Source organism: Pedobacter sp. AJM (genome assembly GCF_002197755.1).
Lineage (GTDB): Bacteria > Bacteroidota > Bacteroidia > Sphingobacteriales > Sphingobacteriaceae > Pedobacter.
Genome location: NZ_NHOT01000014.1, coordinates 1 through 23532, shown reverse-complemented (window position 1 = coordinate 23532; position 23532 = coordinate 1). Strand labels below are relative to the sequence as shown.

Sequence of the window (23532 nt, the reverse complement as noted above, 5' to 3'; positions counted from 1 at the left end):
TTATAAATATTGGTAGTCATCATTGTGATTGAATATGTAACTGATTGTGCCAGCACAGACCACTTTTTGATGTGCAATAGCCGGATTTCCAGGAGATCAATCTTGAATTACTGATTAAGTATATACAACTTAAGTGGTGCAATAGGCTTATCGTCAACATTTCCAATAATGGAATTACGGCATAGCCACAGATTCAAAGCTCAAATATTAGGCATTTTGAACATAGTATTGATGAACACAATCTGTGTGTAATTTAATTCCCCAATATGCGTTCGTTTGTTCACTTTTTTGATTCCCATCAAAACTGGAAATTAGATTTGTAATCATGCAATTGTACCGTCAAGATACCAATAGGCACTTTTAGATCTTCCAAACACATTGACAAAGTTTTTATATCCATGCGATCAAGCGCCTGTTGTTCAATAGCTTTAAGCTGTTCAGTAATATCTGCTCTACCAAAGTACGTAAAAGATGTCTTCATTTTGTGGACGGTAGATGCAATCTTATCCAAATCTTTCTGTGACATGGCTTCCTCTACCGTAGATAGCAAAACTGGCATTTGCGAAATGAAGAGATCAATCATGTTCAAAATAAACTTTGGACTATTACCTGACATTTTTTCGAGAAACGAAAGATCCAATGGTTTCGCAATTTCGTTAGTGTTATTCATATTAAGCTAATATTTTTTATACGAGTCGATAACAGCTATTTTATAATAAGGAAATCAGTCGATTTACATCAATCATATTCAGTAAAATAATTACATAAATACCCATTAAGCATATTAAACAATTTAATTAAACAATAGTTTCCTGTTAGCATTCCTTATAAAATATGATAAATATTCTCATAGTCGACGATAGCCCAAATCATATTAAAATGTTAGAATCTGCTTTTGAAAGAGATGATATCATGAAATATTCAACATCTTCTCAAAATGAGGCGCTGCAAATGTTGATTGATCACTCCATTGATATTGCATTGATAGATATTGACAGCCCGGAACTATCGGGTTATGATCTTCTTCAGACCATCAAATGCAATCCTTCGACTGGGGGGATCATAGTGATACTCACCGGCGATTCCATGAGTACTTCAGATATAGTAAAGGGTTTATCGCTCGGAGCGGTGGATTATTTGTTTAAACCACTCGATATGCATGTCACTATTGCTAAAGTTGATTCAATTATAAAACTGATTTATCAAAACAGAGAAATAAGCAATAAAAACCATCAACTGATGGAATATAATAAACAGCTACTAGAAGCTGCGTCAATGGCCGAGCAAAGCAGACTGGCAAAAGAAAACTTTTTTGCAAACATGAGCCACGAGCTAAGAACTCCATTAAACGCCATTTTAGGTTTGATCAACATTTTTGAAACTTCGAAACTCAATAATGAACAAATGAAGATTTTGAGTATGCTGTCTTATTCTGCAAAGCTGTTACTCAGTTTGGTCAATGACATTCTAGATATATCTAAGATTGATGCAGGAAAAGTGAAAATTACCAAGACAGAAACCGACTTAGCAAAACTGATCAATAATATTGGTGATTTGACTCGACCATTGGCAGAAAGCAAGGGACTTATTTTAACCTGTTCTGCGGATAGTGATATACCTGAAGTGATCATGGCCGACACCTTAAGGCTTAATCAGATCTTAATCAATTTGGTCACCAATGCAATAAAATTTACATCTTGTGGCCGTGTAAAGCTATCAGTTGCAATCTCTGAAATTCAAGACTCCCAGGTATTATTAAGCTTCTCCGTTTCAGATACCGGAATCGGAATACCGAATGAATTACTTGGCCAAATATTCGACAGATATGAGAAACTGGACAATACCGCCCAAGATAGTTTTGGATCCACAGGTTTAGGCTTGTCAATAGTTAAAAAGTTAATAGAACTCAAAGGTGGAAAGCTAAATGTTGAAAGTATCGTCGGAAGGGGCACGACCTTTACCTTCACCAATTGGTACAAGATCCGTAATACATATGACATTGCCGATGGAATAACTACCAAAGCCGCAATAATGAAACCCTTTGCAAATATCTCATTATTACTGGCTGATGACGACCAAATTAATCGATTTGTGATCTCCCAATTGCTTTCTAATTGGAATATCCAGGTGGACGAGGCTGAAAACGGCTTAGATGCTTTTAACAAGGCTGCATTCAAGAAATATGACATCATACTGATGGACATCCATATGCCCGTCATGAATGGCATCGAAACGACACGAAAGATTAGGAATGAGCTATCTGAATTGAATAGGTCTATACCTATAGTCGCTTTCTCCGCATCCATTATAGAGAAAGACAGAGAGAATGGACGTGCTGTTGGCATAAATGCTTATATTCAGAAACCAATAGAACCAGCAGATCTATACGCACAAATATCAAGAATATTGGTAATGGATCATTCGGTCTAAAGAAACAATATTGGAACCCTGGCCATTAAACTTAATTATATTGGGGTTGAGTTTTAAAATCAGAACGATAAAGCAGCTGAAATTTAAAACAATGAAGCGACCCTAAGTGCCCAAAAAGTATGGGATCAAAAGGTTAATTGTTGTAATCAGAAAACATAGCAAATCATCGTCCTGAATAATGACCAGACTTGATATATCACCAAGCCTGGATATCTATTTACCCGTAGATCGTATCTTTTTGGTTTAAGTAAATATTAAACTGCCTTAACCAAGTATTTTCAATTATATTGGTGTTTACACAAATTAGTTTAACTAAAATAATACATAAAGTTCATCAATACATTATTAAATTGCACAGTTGAAATAATTTTCATATTTTTCAGAACCAGGGTGTGTCCCGTAATGTATGGGAATATGTGGTGGCATGTCTTGACCTGAATAGAAGATTAAACTGCAGCAGGAAGTTGTTCTTTTATCATCCGTTTTGTTCTCAGATTCTGGGGATAGTAGGTACTTTCAAAACCAATCCTGAATATTAAAAGCATTATCCCCTGGTTTATAGTCAGCGTTCATCAATACTTGTAAACCTTGCAAACGGAGAGGATTCGTTTGCGATCTTAAGCCTTGCGCCCACGAAAATAAGTGCTCCAGCCAAGCTGGTAACTGATCCGGATTTCGATCAAATTATTGAACTTGGACGTGCAGAAGTATTGGCCAGACGACATGAGAACGCGAATTTTGAGCATAAATGTATGCTTGGTCGTCACATAGAAGCTATTCTCCGTAAAGGTTTTGAAGGGATATTGGCCGATGAGGTAAAAGAAGATACTAAGGATGTACAGAATGGACAGGATATTATCATTACCCTTTCGAGGTGAAATCGAGGTGGGATTCCGATAATCCAATAAGGATGTCTAAAAACCAGACTAAACGGGCCTTTGAGAAGAAAGAAATCTATGCACTCTATTCTGTCGATCTGGTGCAATATAGTAGTGGGAATGCGCTCGATGTAAAAGATATTGAAGAGATAGCCGATTGCATGTATTTTGAAAGGGATATAGGGGAGAAGGTTAAAGATTTGATCGGTATTATTGAGGAAGAAAGCGTTCCCGACCTGATTAATCTAGAGGGAGATTTCAGGACAAGGGTTCCCATGGGTTATGGGCAAAGCGGGGAAGATTTGAAAAAGTCTAAAAAATATCTTTTGGGCTATATTTAAGGACTGATAGGGATTTAGGAATCAAAAAAAGGTTAATTAGCGTCTGGATATCATGGAAAAATTACAATAGAAAATATGAATCAAATCATAAGTGCATATACCGTTGCAGAAAAGGACTTTTTGGGTAGAAAGGCTTTTGGGTTACAGATTGTCAATCGTCTCCACACATTTTTTGGCGATCAGAAAGATAGTCTGATGGTTGGGATTAGAGGGAAGTGAGGATCAGGCCAATCGATATAAGGTGCTAAGTTTTAACAGTTGGGGATTATTTCAAAAATGTCAAGAGCTGGAAGCAAAAATACTGTAAGGGGAAAGGATCGCATGCTTGTATGATGTATAACTGGTCACTTTTGGATTTTTTTCAACATAAGGTAGGATATTGCTTCAATCTCTCCGATAAAAACTCTTTTCCTGCGATGTGTGCCAGTTCCTCTTTGTTCAGATAAAAGCGGTCGACGTTCTTCGTTTTGCCTTTATAAGCGGTAAATGGTGATTTATCTATCCATTCGTTCTCCATACAGATGCGAAGGATTTTCCCGAGGTTCTTAATGTTTTTTACCACATAGTTGTTCGCACAGTTCTTATCAGACCTTAGATAATGGTCAAATCCGTTCAGAAATGCCTGGTCGATAGTTCTAATGTCCATATCGGCTACGCCATATTTCAAAGGGATAAAAACTTTAAGGTGTCTTTCCAAAACTTTATAACGGTTCAATGTGCCACGTACATAATCTTTACCTACAAGCTGTTCCATCTTTAAATTATGATCGACAACCGCTTCCAATAGGGTATGTGAATTAATAAGCGTACCCAGATAACTTGATTTGATGGCATCGGCAGTAATAGGCAACCCCATATCGAAAACACGTTGATGGGCATAATAAACTGCATTCTGCAATTGGTCAAGATGGGTGTTCAATACCTTGATCTCTTCTCTTGAGCCGATGGCTCTGCCGCCCTTGGCGTTCCATCGTTTGGGGTCGCAATCCCGATTGGTGGCCATCTCCGCACGGTTTCCTTCTACAGTAATCCTCATGTAGATCGGCACATTTCCACTTACATAGTTCTTTTGCTTTTTCAGATAGAAAAGCAGGCTAAAATTGGTCTTCATAATCTCTCGATTTTAGTTAAACAAACATAGCTTTGCTTCTTAAAATACACAAGATGTTCAGTTTGTAACAACCTGTACAATAAATGATTATGTACAATTCGGTGAGTCAATTTTAACAGTTTTGCCTTACTCACCGAATCACTCACCAAAGTTTTGTGAATTCGTGCGATTTTTGGCATAACCCGTAAAAGTAAAAACCCTGCAATCATTTGATTTGCAGGGTTTTAGTTCTCTTTGATATTGTTTCTTGTGATCCCGCTGGGATTCGAACCCAGGACCACTACATTAAAAGTGTAATGCTCTACCAGCTGAGCTACGGAATCTACTTTGTTAAAAACGTCCTCTGTTTTCTTTAAAGTGTTGCAAATATAGGATTCAGACAGCGCTGTTGCAAATAAAAATACCGCAAAAGTGCTACTGTATTGATTTATAAGGCAATTAATTATTATTCTTTCATTTTTAGAATAGGTTTTAATATCTTAATGGCAATGATAACTGCCAACTCTCCAGCATCAAATCGTATTATTTAACCTCTGCATTTTTTGCCACTTATTTTGTGATGACCATACCTTGATCCTTTGTTTTAAAATTTACAGGGTCTAAAAAAGGAATGTCAGTTGACTCATTTGACATGGCTGCAGGTGCTGCCATATGTATTCCCACGGCATATATCTAAAGCTTCTCCACTTTTAATCGGTAACGGCTTGGCTTTACTGCAAACTGCGTCCAATCCTTATGTAGCAGTATTAGGCCCCAGCAAAAGTGACGCTAAACGGATCAGTATTCAAGGCATCTGCAACAAAATTGCTGGGGTCCTTGGTTGTTTACATATTGGGCAGCATTGTATTCAAAGACAGAGATGCCTTTGAAGCAAGTTTAAGAACGATGGATGAAGCAGCAAGAAATATGTTTCTAAACACCTCAAAAAAAGTAGTATGCCTTATGTGTTTATTGCTGCCTCATTTGCAATAGTAGGTATTTTACTATTCTTTGTTCAGTTGCCCTGAAGTTGAATAAGAACAGGATATTCTCGATCTGCAAACCTTAACTGAAAATGCTCGTACAGTTTCGGCAAACAAAAATGTATATCATTTTCCACATTTAATAGTGGGCGTTTTCGCCTTGTTTTGCTACGTGGGGATGAAGGTATTAGTTATGTTACCTTAGCGGAAAAGGTAAGTATTTAGGTTACAAACTGGATATATGCAAGAGTTTTATAACCTACACGGGTTATGGTTTATTACCAGGTTATGTGGTCGATATTATTTCAATCCCCAGATGGATTTCGCAAAGAAATGCTTTACTGATATCCTGCATCCTCAGTATGCTATTGGTATGTCAGGTGGTTTTTATTCATACTGTCCAGTAATATCCACCTTCACATTATTGGCAGTGATTTAGATTATCACTCATCAGTCCGTATGGATTTTTACGCTCCTGCGCTTTTCAAATTCAGTAATGTGGCTGGCTATATTTCCCATGGTCATAGCGGGTTTGGATGAATTCACCAAAATGGGATCAGCCTTGCTCATTATGGCCATTGTAGGTGGTCTCATTCTTTTTTCGGTTTATGGCTATATTGCGGAGATAAAAGGCAATGCACAAATCGCCTATCTGATTGATGATGTGCCTGCCCATCTGTTTATTCTTTATTTCTTAGCATTTTGGGAAAAATGAAGCTTTGATTACCCGCGCTTACGGATATAGTTGAAATACCAATGTTGGCCAGGCAGGTTTAGCTTTTGTATACCATTATTTTTTGCTTATTTTGAAGCTTAATTTTACCCGAGACTGTCTCCTCAGAAATGCAGTCTCCAATTTAATAATTCGCAAATGAATAAAGCTATTTTTCTTGATCGTGACGGTGTATTGAACCACGAAATATACGATTACATCTGTCGCGTGGAAGATTTTAAAATACTCGACTACCAGATCCCTGTCTTAAAAAAGTTATACGATGAAGGCTATTTACTCATTGTGATTACAAATCAAGGCGGTATTGCATTGAAAAGATATTCTGAACAGGAACTGGCCATCATGCATCAGATGTTAAGAAATGCATTTGTGGCCAAAGGTGCTGATATTGCCGGTTTCTATTACTGTCCGCATCATCCCACGGTGGGTGGCGAATGCAAATGCAGGAAGCCAGCCTCAGGAATGATTTTAGATGCAATTGACATGTATGACATTGATCCGGCATTATCTGTTATGATTGGTGATAAACCGAGGGATGTGGAAGCGGCCCACGGGGCAGGAGTAAAGGGCATCCTAATCGAACCGGATGAGCAGATTAGTTATGAGAAGGTGAAGGAAGTCCTTAGCCTGGAGTCTTTAGTCTAGCGTATGTTGTACTGTACATAAAAAAAATCTTAAGCCTGAAATCCCACTTGATATTTATGGCCTTCGACTGCCTCTGCCACCTAGACCTGATTGAAATGGCATTCCGGTTTTGTTAAAAATCAGTTTTATATTAAACAATCACCGGAATATAATGTAAAGCAGGACTATTGTAACCGATAAGTACTGTAACTGCTCTCCAAAAAAAGAAAATATAAGAGAGAAAATGGAGATGTAATTATAAATTTCAACATCATCAATTATTCATTTTAGCATACGTCTTTTGTAAAACAAAAAATCCTAAGTCTTGAGCCGGAAAACCGATTCAAGACTTAGGACTCAAGATTTCAAGCTTACTTACCTGCTGCCTTAGCGTGGTCTGCTAAGAAAGTGGCTAAGCCTGAATCAGTTAATGGGTGTTTTAATAAGCCTGTAATTGCAGCTAAAGGAGCAGTAATTACATCTGCGCCTAATTTTGCGCAGTTTACAATATGTAACGGACCGCGAATAGAAGCTGCTAAAATTTGAGTTTCGTATCCGTAGTTATCAAAAATAGTTCTGATATCTTCAATCAAAACCAAACCATCGCTTGAAATATCATCCAAACGGCCTAAGAATGGAGAAACATAAGTTGCTCCGGCTTTAGCCGCTAATAATGCTTGTCCGGCAGAGAAAATTAAAGTACAGTTGGTTTTAATTCCTTTAGAAGAGAAATGTTTAATGGCTTTAACACCATCTTTAATCATGGGTACTTTTACCACGATTTTAGGATTCAAAGCAGCCAATGCTTCACCTTCTTTAACAATCTCATCAAAAGTAGTTGCAATAACCTCTGCACTTACGTTGTCTTCTACAATATCACAAATGGCTTTATAGTGGTTGATTACATTTTCTTCGCCAGTGATGCCTTCTTTCGCCATTAGGCTAGGATTGGTGGTTACACCATCTAAAATGCCAAGATCATGCGCTTCCCTGATTTGATCAAGATTTGCTGTGTCAATAAAAAATTTCATGGTTATAATTCTTAAATATTTGAGTTTCGACGATTGAACCCTGAAGAATTTAATTCCCCCTTCAGGGGATTAAGGGAAAAGAAAAAAATGGGCAAGCAACTTCTATCGCACCGCTACAACCTTCTACCCTTGCTATGTTCCCATCCTGGGGGAGTTCAAAGGGAGCTGGTCGTAAAAGACTTGCCCGGCACAAAGGTAGAAAAAGAAGTTGTTTTGCAAAACGCATTTGTGGAATTTTTTAATGATACAGGCTATCTGGCTGATTAATACGAGAATAAAATGATGGAGACGGATGAGGTGAGAGCTTGTCGGGGTGGATAGTTATAGCCGTGGGATTAGCCCTGCTGGCGAAGTCACCTTAAAACTTGCGAAGTCTGGCCATGCATTAGGCTTTTTAGTTGACTTGACTGGCGAAGCTTCAGTAGGGTAGCGTGCAGATAACCATTCATCAGCCTGCTGCGGCTTTCTAATGTGACTACTATAATATAACCTGATTTACCAGCCAGATGAATCATATGGTAAATGGCAAAAGATCTTCATACTTCTGCCTTTCGAAACTTTACAATTTTACTAAAATGCCATTTAAATAACCTATTAAAGGCTATTTTTACTGATTACTAAAATGATAATTATAAGCTTATATATTTGTTTATATTTTAATATTATGGATTAAAATTGTTTAAAAACTAAAATTATTCCAAAAATTGTAGCAACTCTGTAATTTAACCATCGTTTTTTATATCTTAGTGTTTCCTATACACTAACAAACTAACGAGCAAAGAATGGAACCAAACAGTGGATTGTACGACGCGCAATTTGAACACGATGCCTGCGGTATTGGGTTCGTTGCACATGTGAAAGGGCGAAAATCGCATCAAATCATCTCCGATGCACTTACTATTTTAGAAAATCTAGATCATAGAGGGGCATGTGGAGCAGAACCAAACACGGGCGATGGCGCGGGCATCATGATTCAGATTCCTCACGAATTTTTTTATGACGAATGTTTAAAAGCGGGCTTTAGCCTTCCTGAAACCAATAATTATGGTGTAGGTATGCTATTTATGCCAAAGGATATCAGATCAAGAGAGGAATGCAGGGAACTGATTTACCGTGCTGCTGAAAAACTCGGGCTGGAAATTTTAGGTTTCAGAAAAGTGGATGTAGATACCACTGATATCGGCAATATGGCTTTATCAGTGGAACCTGAAATTGAACAGGTTTTTATTGCCCGTCCTTATGCGGTGAATTCAGGTGTAGATTTTGAGCGGAAACTTTATGTTTTTAAAAACTACCTCATTAAATTAATTGCCAACACGGTTAACGGCGGTAAAGATTTTTATATTGTATCACTTTCCGCACAGACCATTATTTATAAAGGCCAGCTGACTTCTTTACAGGTACGTACCTATTTCACAGATCTGAGCGACAAACGCATGGTTTCAGCTTTGGGCTTAGTGCATTCCCGTTTCGCGACCAATACTTTTCCTTCATGGCGGTTGGCACAGCCTTTCCGCTTCATTGCGCACAACGGAGAAATTAATACGCTGCAGGGAAATTTAAACTGGTTCAGGGCTGGTGTAAAATCTTTTGCTTCCGCCTATTTTACCAAAGAAGAACTGGATATGTTATTGCCGGTGATCGATGAAACCAACTCTGATTCAGGTTGTTTGGATAACGTGATTGAATTATTGCTCCATGCCGGAAGGACGTTACCACACGTATTAATGATGCTGGTTCCGGAAGCCTGGGATGGCAATGAAGATATGGATCCGGTGAAAAAAGCTTTCTATGAATTCCACGCTACTTTAATGGAACCATGGGACGGACCTGCAGCCATTGCATTTACCGATGGTAAACTGATTGGTGCAACACTGGATCGTAATGGTTTGCGCCCTTCGCGTTACGCCATCACTTCAGATGATCGGGTGATTATGGGTTCAGAAGCAGGTGCATTGGCAATTGATCAGAGCACCATCATCGAAAAAGGCCGTTTAACCCCGGGAAAAATGTTTGTGGTCGACATGGAGCAGGGTAGGATCATCAGTGATGAAGAAATCAAAGCCAAAGTTTGTGGTGGTAGTCCATATGCAGACTGGATCAATCAATACCAGATTCGCCTGGAAGAATTGCCTGATCCGAGGGTAATGTTCACCGGTTTATCTGAAGAATCTATTTTTAAATATCAACAGGTTTTTGGTTACAGCAGAGAAGATATCGATTTATTGCTGAAACCAATGGCTATCGAGGCCAAAGAACCTATCGGTTCAATGGGTACAGATACACCACTGGCCATTTTATCCAAACGCCCACAGCATTTATCAAATTATTTTAAACAGTTATTTGCGCAGGTAACCAATCCACCTATCGACCCGATTCGCGAAAAGGTGGTCATGAGTCTGGCTAGTTTTATGGGTAGCAATGGAAACCTGCTGGAACAAAATCCTTTGCAGGCGCATTGTGTGGCCATTAAACATCCTATTTTAACCAATCAGGAACTGGAAAAACTGAGAAGTATCGATACCGGGGTATTCCAGGCGAAAACACTTCAAACTTATTTCAGGGCGGATGGCAAACCGGGTGCCATGGCCAAAGCACTTGACCGTTTATGCCGTTATGCGGTAGATGCGGTGGAAGATGGTTTCCAGGTAATTGTATTAACAGACAGGGCAATTGATTCTGAACATGCGGCGATGCCATCTTTACTGGCCGTTTCTGCAGTTCACCACCATTTAATTCGTAAAGGTTACCGTGGTGCAGTTGGCATTGTGATTGAGGCAGGGGATATCTGGGAAGTACATCACTTTGCTACTTTATTGGGCTTTGGTGTTACTGCAATTAATCCTTACCTGGCTTTAGAAACCATCAACGGTTTTCAGAGCGAATCTGGTTTATCAGCAGAACAGCTAACTAAGAATTATATCTATGCAGTTAACAGCGGTTTGCTGAAGATCTTTTCCAAAATGGGGATTTCCACCTTACAATCTTACCAGGGTGCACAGATTTTCGAAATTTTAGGACTCAACAAGCAGGTGGTTAATACTTATTTTACAGGTGCGGTTTCGCGTATCGGCGGCTTAGGCCTAGATGAAATTGCAAAAGAAACGCTGATTAAGCATCACCGTAGTTTTGGGCCAGCCACGCAAACGGAAAATTTATTGCCGGCAGGTGGTACTTATAAATTCAGACGTAAGGGGGAGGCACATTTGTTTAATCCTCAAACCATCCATCTACTTCAAAACGCAACCCGTAAAAATGATTACAGTATCTTTAAACAATACTCTAAACTGGTAAATGAACAAACACAACAGGCTTATACCATTCGCGGTTTGTTCGACTTTAATTATAGTCGTCCTGCCGTTCCTTTACATGAGGTAGAATCTACTGAAGCCATCTTAAAAAGATTTGCCACAGGGGCCATGTCATTCGGTTCCATTTCTCATGAGGCACACTCTACCTTAGCCATTGCCATGAACCGCATTGGCGGGAAAAGCAATACCGGCGAGGGAGGGGAAGATGAAATGCGCTATACCAAAATGGAAAACGGAGACAGCATGCGTTCGGCGATTAAGCAAGTGGCATCTGCTCGTTTTGGGGTAACCAGTTATTATTTAACCAATGCGGATGAGTTGCAGATTAAGATGGCTCAGGGTGCCAAACCCGGAGAAGGTGGACAGCTGCCCGGCCACAAGGTGGATGATTGGATTGCAAAAGTGCGTCACTCTACACCTGGCGTAGGGTTAATTTCTCCGCCACCACACCACGATATCTATTCTATTGAGGATTTAGCGCAACTGATTTACGATTTAAAAAACGCCAACCGTGCCGCAAGAATTAATGTGAAATTGGTTTCTAAAGCAGGTGTTGGAACCATTGCGGCAGGTGTGGCCAAGGCACATGCCGATGTGATTTTAGTATCTGGTTTTGATGGGGGTACCGGAGCATCACCGCTGACATCCATTCAGCATGCCGGTTTACCATGGGAACTCGGTTTGGCTGAAGCACACCAGACTTTGGTGAAAAATAAATTGCGGAACCGTATTGTGCTGCAAACAGACGGGCAACTTAAAACCGGCCGGGATATTGCCATTGCAGCCTTGTTGGGTGCCGAAGAATGGGGGGTTGCCACTGCAGCTTTAGTAACAGCAGGTTGTATCATGATGCGTAAGTGCCATTTAAATACTTGTCCGGTGGGTGTGGCAACGCAAGATCCGGAATTGCGAAAATTGTTTAGCGGAGATGCAGATCATGTGGTGAATTTATTTCATTTCCTGGCAGAAGAACTACGTGAAATTATGGCTGAGCTTGGTTTCCGAACCATTCATGAGATGATCGGACAGGCCGATATTTTAAAAGTGCGTGAATTGCCCGCTGAAGACTGGAAGCTGAAACACCTGGATCTTTCTGCCATTCTTTATAAAGCTGCAGATAATGGCCTGCCTTTATTTAATACAGAAGAACAGGATCATGGACTAACACATGTATTGGATCATCAGTTAATTGCCGCTGCGCAGCCAGCCATTACGCATAATGAACCGGTTTTTGCAAGCTTTACCATAAAAAATACAGACCGTTCTCTGGGTACCATGTTATCCAATGAAATATCAAAAGTACATTTAGGCGCAGGCTTACCGCCTGATACGATCAACTTTAAGTTTGTGGGTTCTGCAGGGCAGAGTTTTGGTGCATTTAACACCCGTGGTGTAACTTTATCATTAGAGGGGGAGGCAAATGATTATGTGGGTAAGGGTTTATCCGGTGCGCGTTTAGCCATTTATCCTTTCGCTAATTGTGCATTCGTTCCGGAACAAAATATTATTATTGGTAATGTAGCACTTTATGGCGCAACCTCAGGAGAGTTATTCGCACGGGGTAAAGCTGGTGAACGCTTTGCTGTACGTAACTCTGGTGCAACAGCAGTTGTAGAAGGTGTTGGTGATCACGGATGCGAATACATGACTGGTGGGGAAGTCTTAATTCTTGGAGATACGGGAAGCAATTTTGCCGCGGGAATGAGTGGTGGGGTGGCCTGGATTTATGATGCCAATGGAACTTTTGCACGCAAATGCAATAAGGAAATGGTTGATCTTGATCCGTTACAAGCTGAAGATGAACAAAGGATAATGGCTTTACTTAAAACACATATCCGTTTGACAGACAGTAAGGTGGCGGAATTTATCTTAAGCGATTGGAAAACACAGTCGAACCACTTTATAAAAGTATTTCCTAAAGAATATAAAGCAGTTTTAGCAAAACGTAATCAACAAGTAAAAACACACTAAGCCATGGGAAAAGTAACAGGATTTCAGGAATACGATAGAGTTGCGCCCACAAGAGAAGAGGCTAAAACTCGTGTAAAACATTATGGGGAATTCTTACATGAATTACCCGCACAGGAATTAAATAATCAGGCCGCCCGCTGTATGGATTGTGGTGTACCTTTCTGTCAGTCGGGTTGTCCGTTAGGTAACGTGATTCCGGAGTTTAATGATGCTGTATATCAGGCAAAATGGGAACTCGCTGCCAATATTTTATTAAGCACCAACAATTTTCCTGAATTTACAGGGAGAATATGCCCGGCACCATGCGAATCAGCCTGCGTGTTGGGAATTAACCGTCCGCCGGTTGCCATTGAAGAAATTGAAAAGCATATTATTGAAATCGCTTTCGATAAGGGTTTCATTAAGGCAAAGGCACCATTGATCAGAACAGGTAAAAAGGTGGCGGTTATTGGTTCAGGTCCGGCAGGTTTAGCTGCCGCTGCTCAATTAAATAAGGTTGGTCATGAAGTTACCGTTTTTGAACGTGACGATGCACCGGGTGGTTTATTGAGATATGGAATTCCGGATTTCAAACTGCAAAAAAATGTGGTCGACCGCCGGATTGATTTGATGAAAGAAGAAGGCATCATGTTTAAATGCAATGCCAATGTGGGTGAAAATGTAGAAATCAGCACCTTGCTCAGAGATTACAACGCCATTGTTCTGGCTGGCGGATCAACGATTCCGCGTGATTTGCCAATTCCGGGACGTGAGGCTAAAGGTGTTCACTTTGCCATGGATTTCCTGAAACAACAGAACAAGCGTGTAGCCAATAGAGAAATCGTTGCCGAAAATATTTTAGCTACAGGTAAAAATGTCATTGTAATTGGTGGCGGAGATACTGGTTCGGATTGTATCGGAACTTCAAACCGACACGGGGCAAAGTCAGTAACGCAATTTGAAATTATGCCTATGCCGCCACAGGCACGTACAGAAAATATGCCATGGCCAACTTACCCCATGTTGTTAAAAAACACTTCTTCTCATGAAGAGGGTGCACAAAGGGCCTGGTCAGTTAATACCAAAAACTTTATTGCTGATGAAAATGGAAGCCTGAAAGCATTAAAGGTAGTGGATGTAGAATGGGAAATTGATGCATTGGGAAGGCCGGTAACTTTTAAAGAGGTTGCCGGTACCGAAAGGGATTTACCTTGTGAACTGGTATTTTTAGCCATGGGTTTCCTGCATCCACAAAAGCAAGGCTTGATTGAAAAATTAGGAGTTGAGCTGGATAACCGTGGAAATGTAAAAGCTTCTGAACATACCTACCAAACCAATATTGGTAAAATTTTTGCCGCAGGCGATGTTCGCAGAGGGCAGTCATTAGTAGTCTGGGCCATCTCTGAAGGGAGAGAGGCCGCCCGTAAAGTAGATGAATACTTAATGGGCGTGACTCAACTCGCCTCCAAAGATGCAGTTGCTTATGCTTAAGTAGGTTGAATTTTTATATTTTTTGAGGTCATGGTGCAAACCATGACCTTTTTTTTAGCAGATCCTGATGATGATTTTTCTGAATTGCTAAAGATAATAATTTTGCTTAATTACACTTAGAAATGCTCAACATACTTAACCTGATTCAACAGCGACCAAACAGTCATTAAAACAAACTTAATTGATCTGTTGGTGCTTGCTCTTTTCCAAAAATTGTTCTGCCCCCATGTTTCCAGCTTTCTGCTTTTTCCTGTTCAATCACTTTTTCAAAATTCAGGTTTGGAATAAAATCCTTTTCAGCATTCCTGGCAATCTGATGAAGCGATTTAATCGCCTGCTGCTTATCTGAATTTCCAATCTTAGCTTTCTCAACGGCTTTTTGTAAAACATTGATGGTTTCGTCAAAAACATTTACGGGAACAGGGAAGGGGTGACCGTCTTTTCCGCCATGTGCAAAGGAATACCTGGCCGGATCTGAAAAACGGGATGGAGTACCATAAATAACTTCGCTCACCAAAGCCAGTGATTGTAAGGTCCGCGGACCCATGCCATCCAGTAACAAAAGTTCCTCAAAATCAGCCGGCTGTTTCTCCTGAGCCAACCATAGTATGCTACCTAATCGTTTCAGGTCAACATCTTTTGCTTTCACTTCATGATGATCAGGCAGCACCAGTTTCTGAATTTCAGACACCATTATGCCAGGTGATTCTGTGGTAATATTCATCATCGTTTGACGCGTAATATGCGCTTCATTAGCCGTAAGATTAAGAATCTGTCCCTGGTTAATGCCACAAATACCCGAGTGTGGCGCTTCAATAAATGATTTTAGGTTTTCAGAATGCCAGTGATACCTTCTGGCGGTAGAGCTGGCATCACTCATTCCCTGCTGAACCACCGCCCAGTCGCCCTCATTACTCAGTATAAAACTGTGGAGGTACAATTGAAAACCATCCTGCACAGCAGTATTATCTACCTTTGCGCTCAATTTACTTGCCCGTACCAGTTCATGGCCATTTAAACCAGTTTGATCAGCAATTTTTAAAAGTTCATTTGGTGTTTCCCTGCTAAATTTTCCTTTGCCGCCGCAAATATAAATCCCTAATTCTTTGGATAGTGGATTAACGGATTTTTTGAGTGCACCCATTACAGAAGTGGTAATACCTGATGAATGCCAATCCATACCCATTACTGCACCCAGGCTTTGAAACCAGAACGGACTGCTTAATCTGCGGATGACTTCAGCCTTGCCATATTCCATTAAAATAGACTCTACAATGGCGAGACCTAATCTGGCCATGCGCTGCGCCAGCCATGGTGGTACGTGGCCATAATGTAATGGTAAATCTGCGCTGCCTGATCGTTTCAATACTAACAAAATTAGTAAATTGTTTGGAAAAAGATGATTAATCTTTTAAACGTATACGACAGATAAAGAGGATTTTAGGCAAAGACGAATCATTACCTGGTACCAGGCCAAAAAAAAGCGGGGCTATCGACAACCGATTCCCCGCTAAATGATTTAAGTGATACCAATTATCTCGCTCCCGGAGGACAGTTGTCTTTTAAGAATTTGGTGTAGGTAAGTGATAAATGTTCGCTGGTACCTTCGCCTTCAGAGATACTGTGGGTCCGGTTTGGATAGCTCATCAATTGAAAAACCTTTTTGTTTTTAATCAGTTCATTGATCAGCATTTCGGCATTCTGGTAATGAACATTATCATCTCCTGTGCCATGAATATAGAGTAGATTACCTTTCAGGTTTTTGGCATAAGTAATAGGTGATCCTTTAATATAGGCCTCCTTACTTGGAAAAGGTGTGCCCATATAACGCTCCTGATAGATATTATCATAAGTCAGCTGGTTGCCTACTGCCGCAATGGCAATTCCCGTTTTATAAATTTCCGGATACTGGAACATCAGGTTTAAAGTAGATGAACCACCACCGCTCCAGCCCCAAACGGCCACCCTGTCTTTATCCATAAAAGAGTTTGTTGCCAATAGTTTTTTTGCGGCCATGGCCTGATCATGTACATTGAGGACGCCAATATTTTTATAAATGCTTTTGCGCCATATAGCTCCTTTCGGAACAGGTGCGCCACGGTTATCCATAGAAATATAGATATAGCCATCTTTAGCCATATCTCCCGCATATAACCTGTTCATACCTGCGCCATAAGTGTCAGCCGCTGTTTGTGAAGCCGGTTCGCCATAAACATAAAATACTACAGGATATTTTTTATCAGGGTTAAAGTTGTCTGGTTTTTTCATCCAGCCATCTAATTCAACGCCATCTTCAGTGGTTACTTTAAAAAATTCTAATTTATTTTTTGGAGCTTCCTGTTTAGATAATTGTGTAGTAATGCTTCCGTCCATCGTAAAAGGGGTTCCTGTGGTAAAATTCATCCATTCCGCAATGGGTCTAACCACCGAGCTGTTATACGTATGACGTGCAAAAGCGGCACCCGGGGAGATATCATAGTTATGTGTTCCCGGTAGGATGGATGGCGTTACCTGCTCCAGTTTCCCCTTACCGTCCAGTTTGGTTTTGAACAAATATTTTTGTGTGGCATTATTCGGCGATGCCATAAAATAAACATAATTATTTTTTTCGTCAATAAGTTTAATATCGATGACATCATAATTTCCTTTGGTTACCAATGTTTGCTTCTTACCATCACGGCTTATTCTGTACAGGTGGTTCCAGCCATCCTTGTCTGATAAAATGGTGAATTCCTTATCTTCGGCCAGCCATTTCCACTCATCTTGTGCATCAATCCAGGCTTTTGCCGATTCAGTATAAATTGCCTTTGCAGCACCTGAATTTGCATCGCATAGAAAAACCTTACTTTCATTCTGCTCACGGCTAAGTTGCTGTAAAATAATTTCATTGCTATTCGGAACCCACTGCATGCGTGGAATGTAATGCTGTATGTTATCGCCAGGAACCTTTAGCCAGTTGGTTTTTGCTGTTGCGATATTCACCACACCTACTTTGCAGGCCGAGGGATTTTCACCAACTTTTGGATACTCTACCGCAATGGTATAAGGGTAAATGGAATCTGTGTTGTTAATCATCAGAAAGTTTTTGATTTTGGTGGCGTCTATTTGCCAGTAAGCAATAGTTTTACTGTCCGGACTCCATCTGAAACCGTCTCTGCAGTCAAATTCTTCCTCATAAACCCAGTCAAAAGTTCCGTTAATCATCCGGTCTGTTCCATCAGTGGTTAAGGCTTTTGCTCCTGATCCGTCGGTATTTTCTACATAGAGGTTATGCTTACTTACATAGGCTACCTTAGTGCCATCAGGAGATATTTTTGCAAACATCAGGGAAGAGGCTGGTTTATCTTTTCCTATTTGGATGATTTTATTGTTGGTTAAATCGGCCAGCCAATAATCACCACGGGTATCGTAACGCCATACTTTTTTACTGTTGGTGTAAATTAATGCTTTAGTTCCGTCTGCTGAAAACTGAAAACTCCTGACAGCGATGGGATTATTTTGACCCGCGGGTGTAAGTAAACCTCTGGAAACAACAGTTTTCTTGTCATTTTTAGGTAGGGTAACCAGTACAATTTCTCCACTTGAGATTTGATAATAGGAATTTCCGTCTTTTGCCCAATTAATACCTTGAGCATTTGCATCGCACACAGCAAAAAGCGCAATGCAAATGATGGATAATCTGAATAGGAAGTATTTAATCATAAATTTTTAATCATAAAAAAAGCTTTTTAACTTTTCGGCTAATTTAAATAAAAAGCCGGCAGTTAAAAAGCCATATATTAATTGATTGTGTTTAATTATTCACCACCACCCTGCATTTTAGCAAGGTCTTCCATGGTTACAACTTCATATCCAGTTGGAACATCTTTAGAAATCGTACCAACTTTACCTTCAGCAATAGATTTTAAGGTAGTAGTGGTTTCTATACCTCTTTGAACCAATGTATATTTTACCGGAAAAGCACCAAGACCTGGGAAATAATTCTGCGATCCAACGTTTGGTAAATCTAATTCTTTAGTTGCCCAAAGTTCGTGTGCACCTCCTTTATCGTCTTTAAAAGTATATTTTTCTGCATTGAAACCACCAACAGTTTGTTTCTGTCCGGTCGCTTTGAAGTTCGAATATTTTGGCATATCGCCCAGTACTTTGGCCACATCTTCTTTTGATTGTTTTACGGCAAATTGTTTTTGAGCAATAGGCACATCAATTAAAAGTAAACCAGTTTTATCATTGTTATCAGAAACGATTCCAATCATTGCCGGACCTTGTTCCATTTCAATTTTTGTAAGGCCATTATTAAACTTCACTTTTAATTCAGCAGGTGGCTCTTGTCCGCCCATGGCAGATTTTTGCTCGTCAGTTAATTTATATTCCAATCCGTAGGTAATTGTACCCTCGGTGATTTTCTTTTGCGCATGAGCGATTACGGCTGTACCTACCAAGATAAAGGCTACAACACTTGTTTTAATTGATTTGAACATGTTTTTATTTCAGTTTTAGTTATTTACCAGTTAATTTTTTCTTTATTCAGAAAGGATGCGATACCTTTTTTAAAATCAGCACTCTCCCGAACATGGGCATTAATTTGTATAGCGGTTTCTAAAGTTTTTTCTAGAAGCGGTTTAGTGGTGTGGCTAATGAGTTGTTTTGTAATCATTAATGAATTACCTGAACTCCCTACACACAAACTTAAGGCAAATTCTTTAACCTTTTGATTTATTTCTTCTGATTTTGTTACAAAATTGATTAAATTAAATTTTAAGGCCTGTTCTGCAGGGAAGGTTTTTCCGGTAAGTAAAATCTCCTTTGCGATGGTTTCATTTACTTTTTGCATCAGAAAGCAGGAAACAATGGCCGGTACAAACCCAATCTTTACTTCAGTATAACCAAAACTACTTTCAGGTGTGGCAAAAATAATATCACAAATGGTAGCCAGGCCGCAACCGCCGGCAATGGCATGGCCTTCTACCTGGGCAATTACAATTTTTGGAAGGTAGTAAATAGTGGTAAAAAGTTTCTTTAATCGCTTTGAATCTGCCACATTTTCTTCAAAGCTGTTGTTTTGTAATTGTTGTAGATATTCTAAATCTGCGCCGGCACTAAAGGTTGATCCGTTAGAGTTTAATATGATAACCTTAACGCATTCATCTTCTTCGGCTTGCTGAAAGGCGATTGTCAATGCTTCAATCAGTTCCGGATTCAGGGCATTACGCTTTTCAGGACGATTGATGGTGATGGTCGCTATTCGGTCACTTACATTGTATAAAACCAGTTGTTCCATATTATTCTGTTGATTGAACCAAATATGCAGGATTTTTCTTTAAAATTTGAAGCCGTGCTTTATAATTGTATTCATTTTTTTTAAACCGCTCAATTTTGTAGTCTTTATTGGTAGCATCCAGAATAATATTTTCATATTGAATTTCTTCAGGAAGATTCTGAATTTTAAAAGTAGTATTGCCTGTAAGCCAGATGGCATTAAATTTACCAGCTGCCTGCACTTTTTTATTATTCCACGATTCATCGATAATGAGAATTTTATACCCGTGAAAGATAATTTGTTGGTTTTGGAAGATAAAATTGGGTATAATGGTATCTGTTTTTAAATGCATTATGCTAATATGGCTCACCTGCAATTGGTCTAATGCCGGTTTCACTGAAAAGTGAAATGTCTGATCATTATGATTTAAATCTGTTAATAAGATGGCTTGATAACCTTGAATAAATGCTGCAGCATAATTTTTTCTCAAGGTAAAAAAGATAATTTTTTGTTGCCTAGCTGCTTTGTAACGATCATAAGAGAGTACTGACTGGTAAATTATGAAAGTGAGCATAGCGGCAAAGAGAAAGGTCTTATTGTATTTTGCCATGGCATATACAAAAAATGCAAGTGATAAACTGAGCAGTATTAATCCGGGTAGTGTGATCCACCAGGATGAAAAAGTAGCATAAGGTAAACCGGCAATCCATTTTAAAACCTGGTTCGTCGTTACAATAATCCATTCAAATAAGGGTGCAAGTTTGCCTGAAAAGGGGAGCAGTATCACAATACCTAAAACCATTATGATCATCAGCGGAAGGGAAATAAATAAGTTTCCAAGCAGAAAATAAACCGGGAACTGGTGAAAATAATATACACAGAGCGGAAATGTAGCCAACTGTGCTGCAATCGAAAGTGCGGTCAATTCCCAGATTTTATTTAACCATTTGTTTTCCAGATAAATCCAGTTGTAAATTTTAGGCTGCAGGTACAACAGACCAAAAACAGAAAGATAGGAAAGCTGGAATCCGGGATCCCAGATGAGAAAAGGCTGATAGATTAACTGGCAAAAAGCAGCAAATGCGAGTATATTATAACTGTTTTTATTTTGGGCAAAAGTTTTTGCTATGATAAATATCGTGATCATAATCGCAGCACGAACAACCGAAGGGGATAAACCTGTAATTAGAGCATAGGTCCATATTAGTGTACAGATAAGCAGGAATTTAAAAATTTTAAGTGCTTTTTGTTTATCCAGAAATACCAACAAAAAATCGAGCGCAAAAAATATGATGGCCACATGGCTTCCTGAAACGGAAAGGGCATGTATGGTCCCGGTTTTAGCATAGGCCGACAGTGTTTCTGCAGAAAGATCGGCACGATAGCCTAAAATGAGTGTAGAGGCTACTGCAAAAGCTTCATCATTTTTAATGTATTTTCTGTATTTAATAACCTGTTGTTCCCTCCAGTTTATGGCAAACCTAAGCATGGGATTTCCCGTATTTCGACCTGTTTTAACGAACTGGTTTTGATTGATAAAGGCTTGTTCATAAATGTTTTGTATAGCCAGCCATTGCTTAAAATTAAATTCTCCGGGATTGTAGGGCGGCTCTACTGCCGAATATTTAGCCAGAATAAATAATTCATCCCCATATCGGAGTTTCAATGGTTTAAAGCAATCTGTTTTGATGGCCAGGAGTATTTGTCCGCTTAGTTTGACTGGTTTGTTTTCCTGGTATCCTGAAATTATTTTAACCTTCAGCCTGAGTATCCCTTTATTAAATACCGGTTCACTGTTTACCATAACCTTTAAATAATCAACAGTTTTTTTAGTGAAATAATCTGGCTTAAGCTCTTCCTTATTCATAAAAGTTAATAAGCCACCCAGGAAAAAAAACAGGAGGTAAATTAACAGTCCGGTATAACCTTTAAACCGATAGGCATTTAGTTTTTTATAAAAAATGTTTAGCATGCAGATGGTTAGGTACAGCAAAAAACAAATCGTACCAAGTACACTAATCATATGGTCTCCTGAAACCAAATAAAAAAAGACAATTCCAGGTATCAGGGCTGCCAATATTCTGACGAAAAAATATTCTTCCTTAAGCATCTGTTAAAATTGATACCGCAACTGAATCTTTATCTCTGATTTCCGGTTTCCCTGAATTTCATCTAAATAGGTGCCAATGCTTTCCACATCCCGATAATAGAACATGGCATATCTGGCCCATATATTTAACTTTTTGCCGAGGTTACACTTCAAGTTCAGGTACGTTCTGAATCCCTCGCCATTGTACATGCCGAAAGCAAAGCTGTAGAGCACATCATCCTCATAAGCATAAATCCGGCTATTGTAGCTTGGCGTATGAAAGTATGCAAGCCTTATATTGCCTGTTATGCGCGCGAACATAGGAGAATAATCTACATCCTGATAAATCAGGTAGCCAAATTCAGGTTTGCCAGGGCCTTTGTGGTACTGAGATGCTTCCATCCGGTTTTGGAAACGCCACTTCGGACTGGCCTGCCAGATAGATTCGAGCCTGTAGCCCTCTCTTTTTACATCATCTAAAAAATTTACAGGGACCTTTGCATCTGTATTTTGCTGTTTGATCTCTGTTTTAAAACGAAGCAGTATTTTATAGTTTTTATCTGGCGTGTAAATCACCTGACCTAACAATTCATAACCTTTTGAAGGGGCATCAACCCTGTATTTCAGCCATGGAAAACGGAAATAATCGCCATAAACAGAGAAGGCCCAGTGTTTATCGGGATTGATATTCAAACCCATATAAATTCCTTTTTCGTTGACTGCTTCACTTGATTCGGCCACAGCCTGATTAAAAAAGTTATGGTAATTCCGCTGGTAATTCCGATGTGTAATGGCTGCTGATATCGTTGGCGATAAGCTGATAAGTGCACCATTCAGATAGGCCATGCCTCCCGGCATACTTTTACCACCCTCTCCATAGAGATAAATATTTTTATAAGTATAATTATAATATATGCCAAGATTAGTTAGCGATTTTCCGGTAAAACTAAACTGATCATATAGTGCTTTTTGGGTAATAAAACGATTTCCATACTGGCTATGGTAAGCAATGGTACCAAGTGAAAATTCATTTTTATGGTACTGCAGTGTGGCACCAAAAACCTGTTGATTTAATGCATTTTTATTGGCGATTTCTGAAGGTGTTCTGTGCAGACCAGTTTGGTTAACGGTTGACTGTACCAAATCTCCATTATTGTCTAGTGCCTGACTTGCATCCAGTTTTCTAAAAGAAACAAACGGCGTAATATCAAAGCCTTTGTACAGGTTGATGGTTGCGGAAACTCCTCTGAAAAAAGAATATTCATTAGTGGAGTTATAAGGTCTTAACCCAAGGTCCTTTTTGGCAACGCTGGTGACATCA

15 protein-coding genes, 1 tRNA gene, 1 other RNA gene and 1 pseudogene are annotated in these 23532 nt (G+C 39.5%); 7 read left to right on the top strand and 11 right to left on the bottom strand.

Going from position 1 to position 23532, the window contains the following annotated elements:
* Positions 1 to 298: 298 nt before the first annotated feature.
* Positions 299 to 670 carry an Hpt domain-containing protein gene (locus CBW18_RS19095; protein ID WP_088302971.1) on the bottom strand — a complete coding sequence of 124 codons (372 nt, stop codon included), beginning with the start codon at positions 668 to 670 and terminating at the stop codon, positions 299 to 301.
* Positions 671 to 834: 164 nt separating this feature from the next.
* Here CBW18_RS19095 and CBW18_RS19090 point away from each other — a divergent pair, with 164 nt between their 5' ends.
* The 3 genes from CBW18_RS19090 to CBW18_RS19085 all read left to right on the top strand — a co-directional run bounded on the left by CBW18_RS19090 (position 835) and on the right by CBW18_RS19085 (position 3649).
* Positions 835 to 2430, top strand: coding sequence for a response regulator (locus tag CBW18_RS19090; RefSeq protein WP_088302970.1), 1596 nt, complete (start codon positions 835 to 837; stop codon positions 2428 to 2430).
* Positions 2431 to 3182: 752 nt separating this feature from the next.
* Positions 3183 to 3308: a hypothetical protein gene (locus CBW18_RS21755; RefSeq protein ID WP_256387673.1), complete on the top strand. Its 126-nt coding sequence runs from the start codon at positions 3183 to 3185 to the stop codon at positions 3306 to 3308.
* Between the two features lie 32 nt (positions 3309 to 3340).
* Positions 3341 to 3649 carry a hypothetical protein gene (locus tag CBW18_RS19085; RefSeq protein ID WP_140418717.1) on the top strand — a complete coding sequence of 103 codons (309 nt, stop codon included), beginning with the start codon at positions 3341 to 3343 and terminating at the stop codon, positions 3647 to 3649.
* Positions 3650 to 4010: 361 nt separating this feature from the next.
* Here the strand turns inward: CBW18_RS19085 and CBW18_RS19080 are convergent, their stop codons facing one another.
* Positions 4011 to 4760, bottom strand: coding sequence for a phage integrase SAM-like domain and Arm DNA-binding domain-containing protein (locus CBW18_RS19080; protein WP_088302968.1), 750 nt, complete (start codon positions 4758 to 4760; stop codon positions 4011 to 4013).
* A gap of 250 nt (positions 4761 to 5010) precedes the next feature.
* Positions 5011 to 5083 (bottom strand) — tRNA-Lys (locus CBW18_RS19075).
* Between the two features lie 1135 nt (positions 5084 to 6218).
* Here CBW18_RS19075 and CBW18_RS19070 point away from each other — a divergent pair.
* Together CBW18_RS19070 and CBW18_RS19065 are read left to right on the top strand one after the other, a co-directional pair.
* Entirely contained in the window at positions 6219 to 6437 is a 219-nt protein-coding gene (locus CBW18_RS19070) for a hypothetical protein (protein WP_088302967.1), read from the top strand.
* A gap of 156 nt (positions 6438 to 6593) precedes the next feature.
* Positions 6594 to 7100: an HAD-IIIA family hydrolase gene (locus tag CBW18_RS19065; protein ID WP_088302966.1), complete on the top strand. Its 507-nt coding sequence runs from the start codon at positions 6594 to 6596 to the stop codon at positions 7098 to 7100.
* A 350-nt stretch (positions 7101 to 7450) separates the two neighbouring features.
* Here CBW18_RS19065 and fsa read toward each other — a convergent pair whose 3' ends face one another.
* Positions 7451 to 8110, bottom strand: coding sequence for a fructose-6-phosphate aldolase (gene fsa, locus CBW18_RS19060; RefSeq protein WP_088302965.1), 660 nt, complete (start codon positions 8108 to 8110; stop codon positions 7451 to 7453).
* Between the two features lie 86 nt (positions 8111 to 8196).
* An RNA gene (ffs, locus tag CBW18_RS19055) (signal recognition particle sRNA small type) lies at positions 8197 to 8296 on the bottom strand.
* A 596-nt stretch (positions 8297 to 8892) separates the two neighbouring features.
* Between ffs and gltB the strand changes: the two genes are divergently transcribed.
* The gene (gltB, locus tag CBW18_RS19050; protein ID WP_088302964.1) at positions 8893 to 13392 is read left to right on the top strand and encodes a glutamate synthase large subunit; all 4500 of its coding nucleotides are present in this window, start codon (positions 8893 to 8895) and stop codon (positions 13390 to 13392) included.
* Between the two features lie 3 nt (positions 13393 to 13395).
* On the top strand, positions 13396 to 14862 hold the full coding sequence (locus tag CBW18_RS19045; RefSeq protein WP_088302963.1) for a glutamate synthase subunit beta: 1467 nt from the start codon (positions 13396 to 13398) through the stop codon (positions 14860 to 14862).
* A 166-nt stretch (positions 14863 to 15028) separates the two neighbouring features.
* On the opposite strand, the gene CBW18_RS19040 is transcribed toward CBW18_RS19045, so the two are convergent.
* From CBW18_RS19040 to CBW18_RS19015, 6 genes and pseudogenes are all read right to left on the bottom strand, one after another.
* Positions 15029 to 16228 carry a DUF763 domain-containing protein gene (locus CBW18_RS19040; RefSeq protein ID WP_088303025.1) on the bottom strand — a complete coding sequence of 400 codons (1200 nt, stop codon included), beginning with the start codon at positions 16226 to 16228 and terminating at the stop codon, positions 15029 to 15031.
* Positions 16229 to 16395: 167 nt separating this feature from the next.
* A complete protein-coding gene (locus CBW18_RS19035; protein ID WP_088302962.1) occupies positions 16396 to 18564 on the bottom strand; it encodes a S9 family peptidase in 2169 nt (722 codons plus the stop codon).
* A gap of 95 nt (positions 18565 to 18659) precedes the next feature.
* Positions 18660 to 19343: a hypothetical protein gene (locus tag CBW18_RS19030; protein ID WP_088302961.1), complete on the bottom strand. Its 684-nt coding sequence runs from the start codon at positions 19341 to 19343 to the stop codon at positions 18660 to 18662.
* 23 nt (positions 19344 to 19366) lie between these two features.
* On the bottom strand, positions 19367 to 20143 hold the full coding sequence (locus tag CBW18_RS19025; protein WP_088302960.1) for an enoyl-CoA hydratase/isomerase family protein: 777 nt from the start codon (positions 20141 to 20143) through the stop codon (positions 19367 to 19369).
* A gap of 1 nt (position 20144) precedes the next feature.
* Entirely contained in the window at positions 20145 to 22145 is a 2001-nt protein-coding gene (locus tag CBW18_RS19020; protein WP_256387674.1) for a ComEC/Rec2 family competence protein, read from the bottom strand.
* A 90-nt stretch (positions 22146 to 22235) separates the two neighbouring features.
* A pseudogene (locus CBW18_RS19015) lies at positions 22236 to 23532 on the bottom strand (helix-hairpin-helix domain-containing protein); the annotation flags it as partial.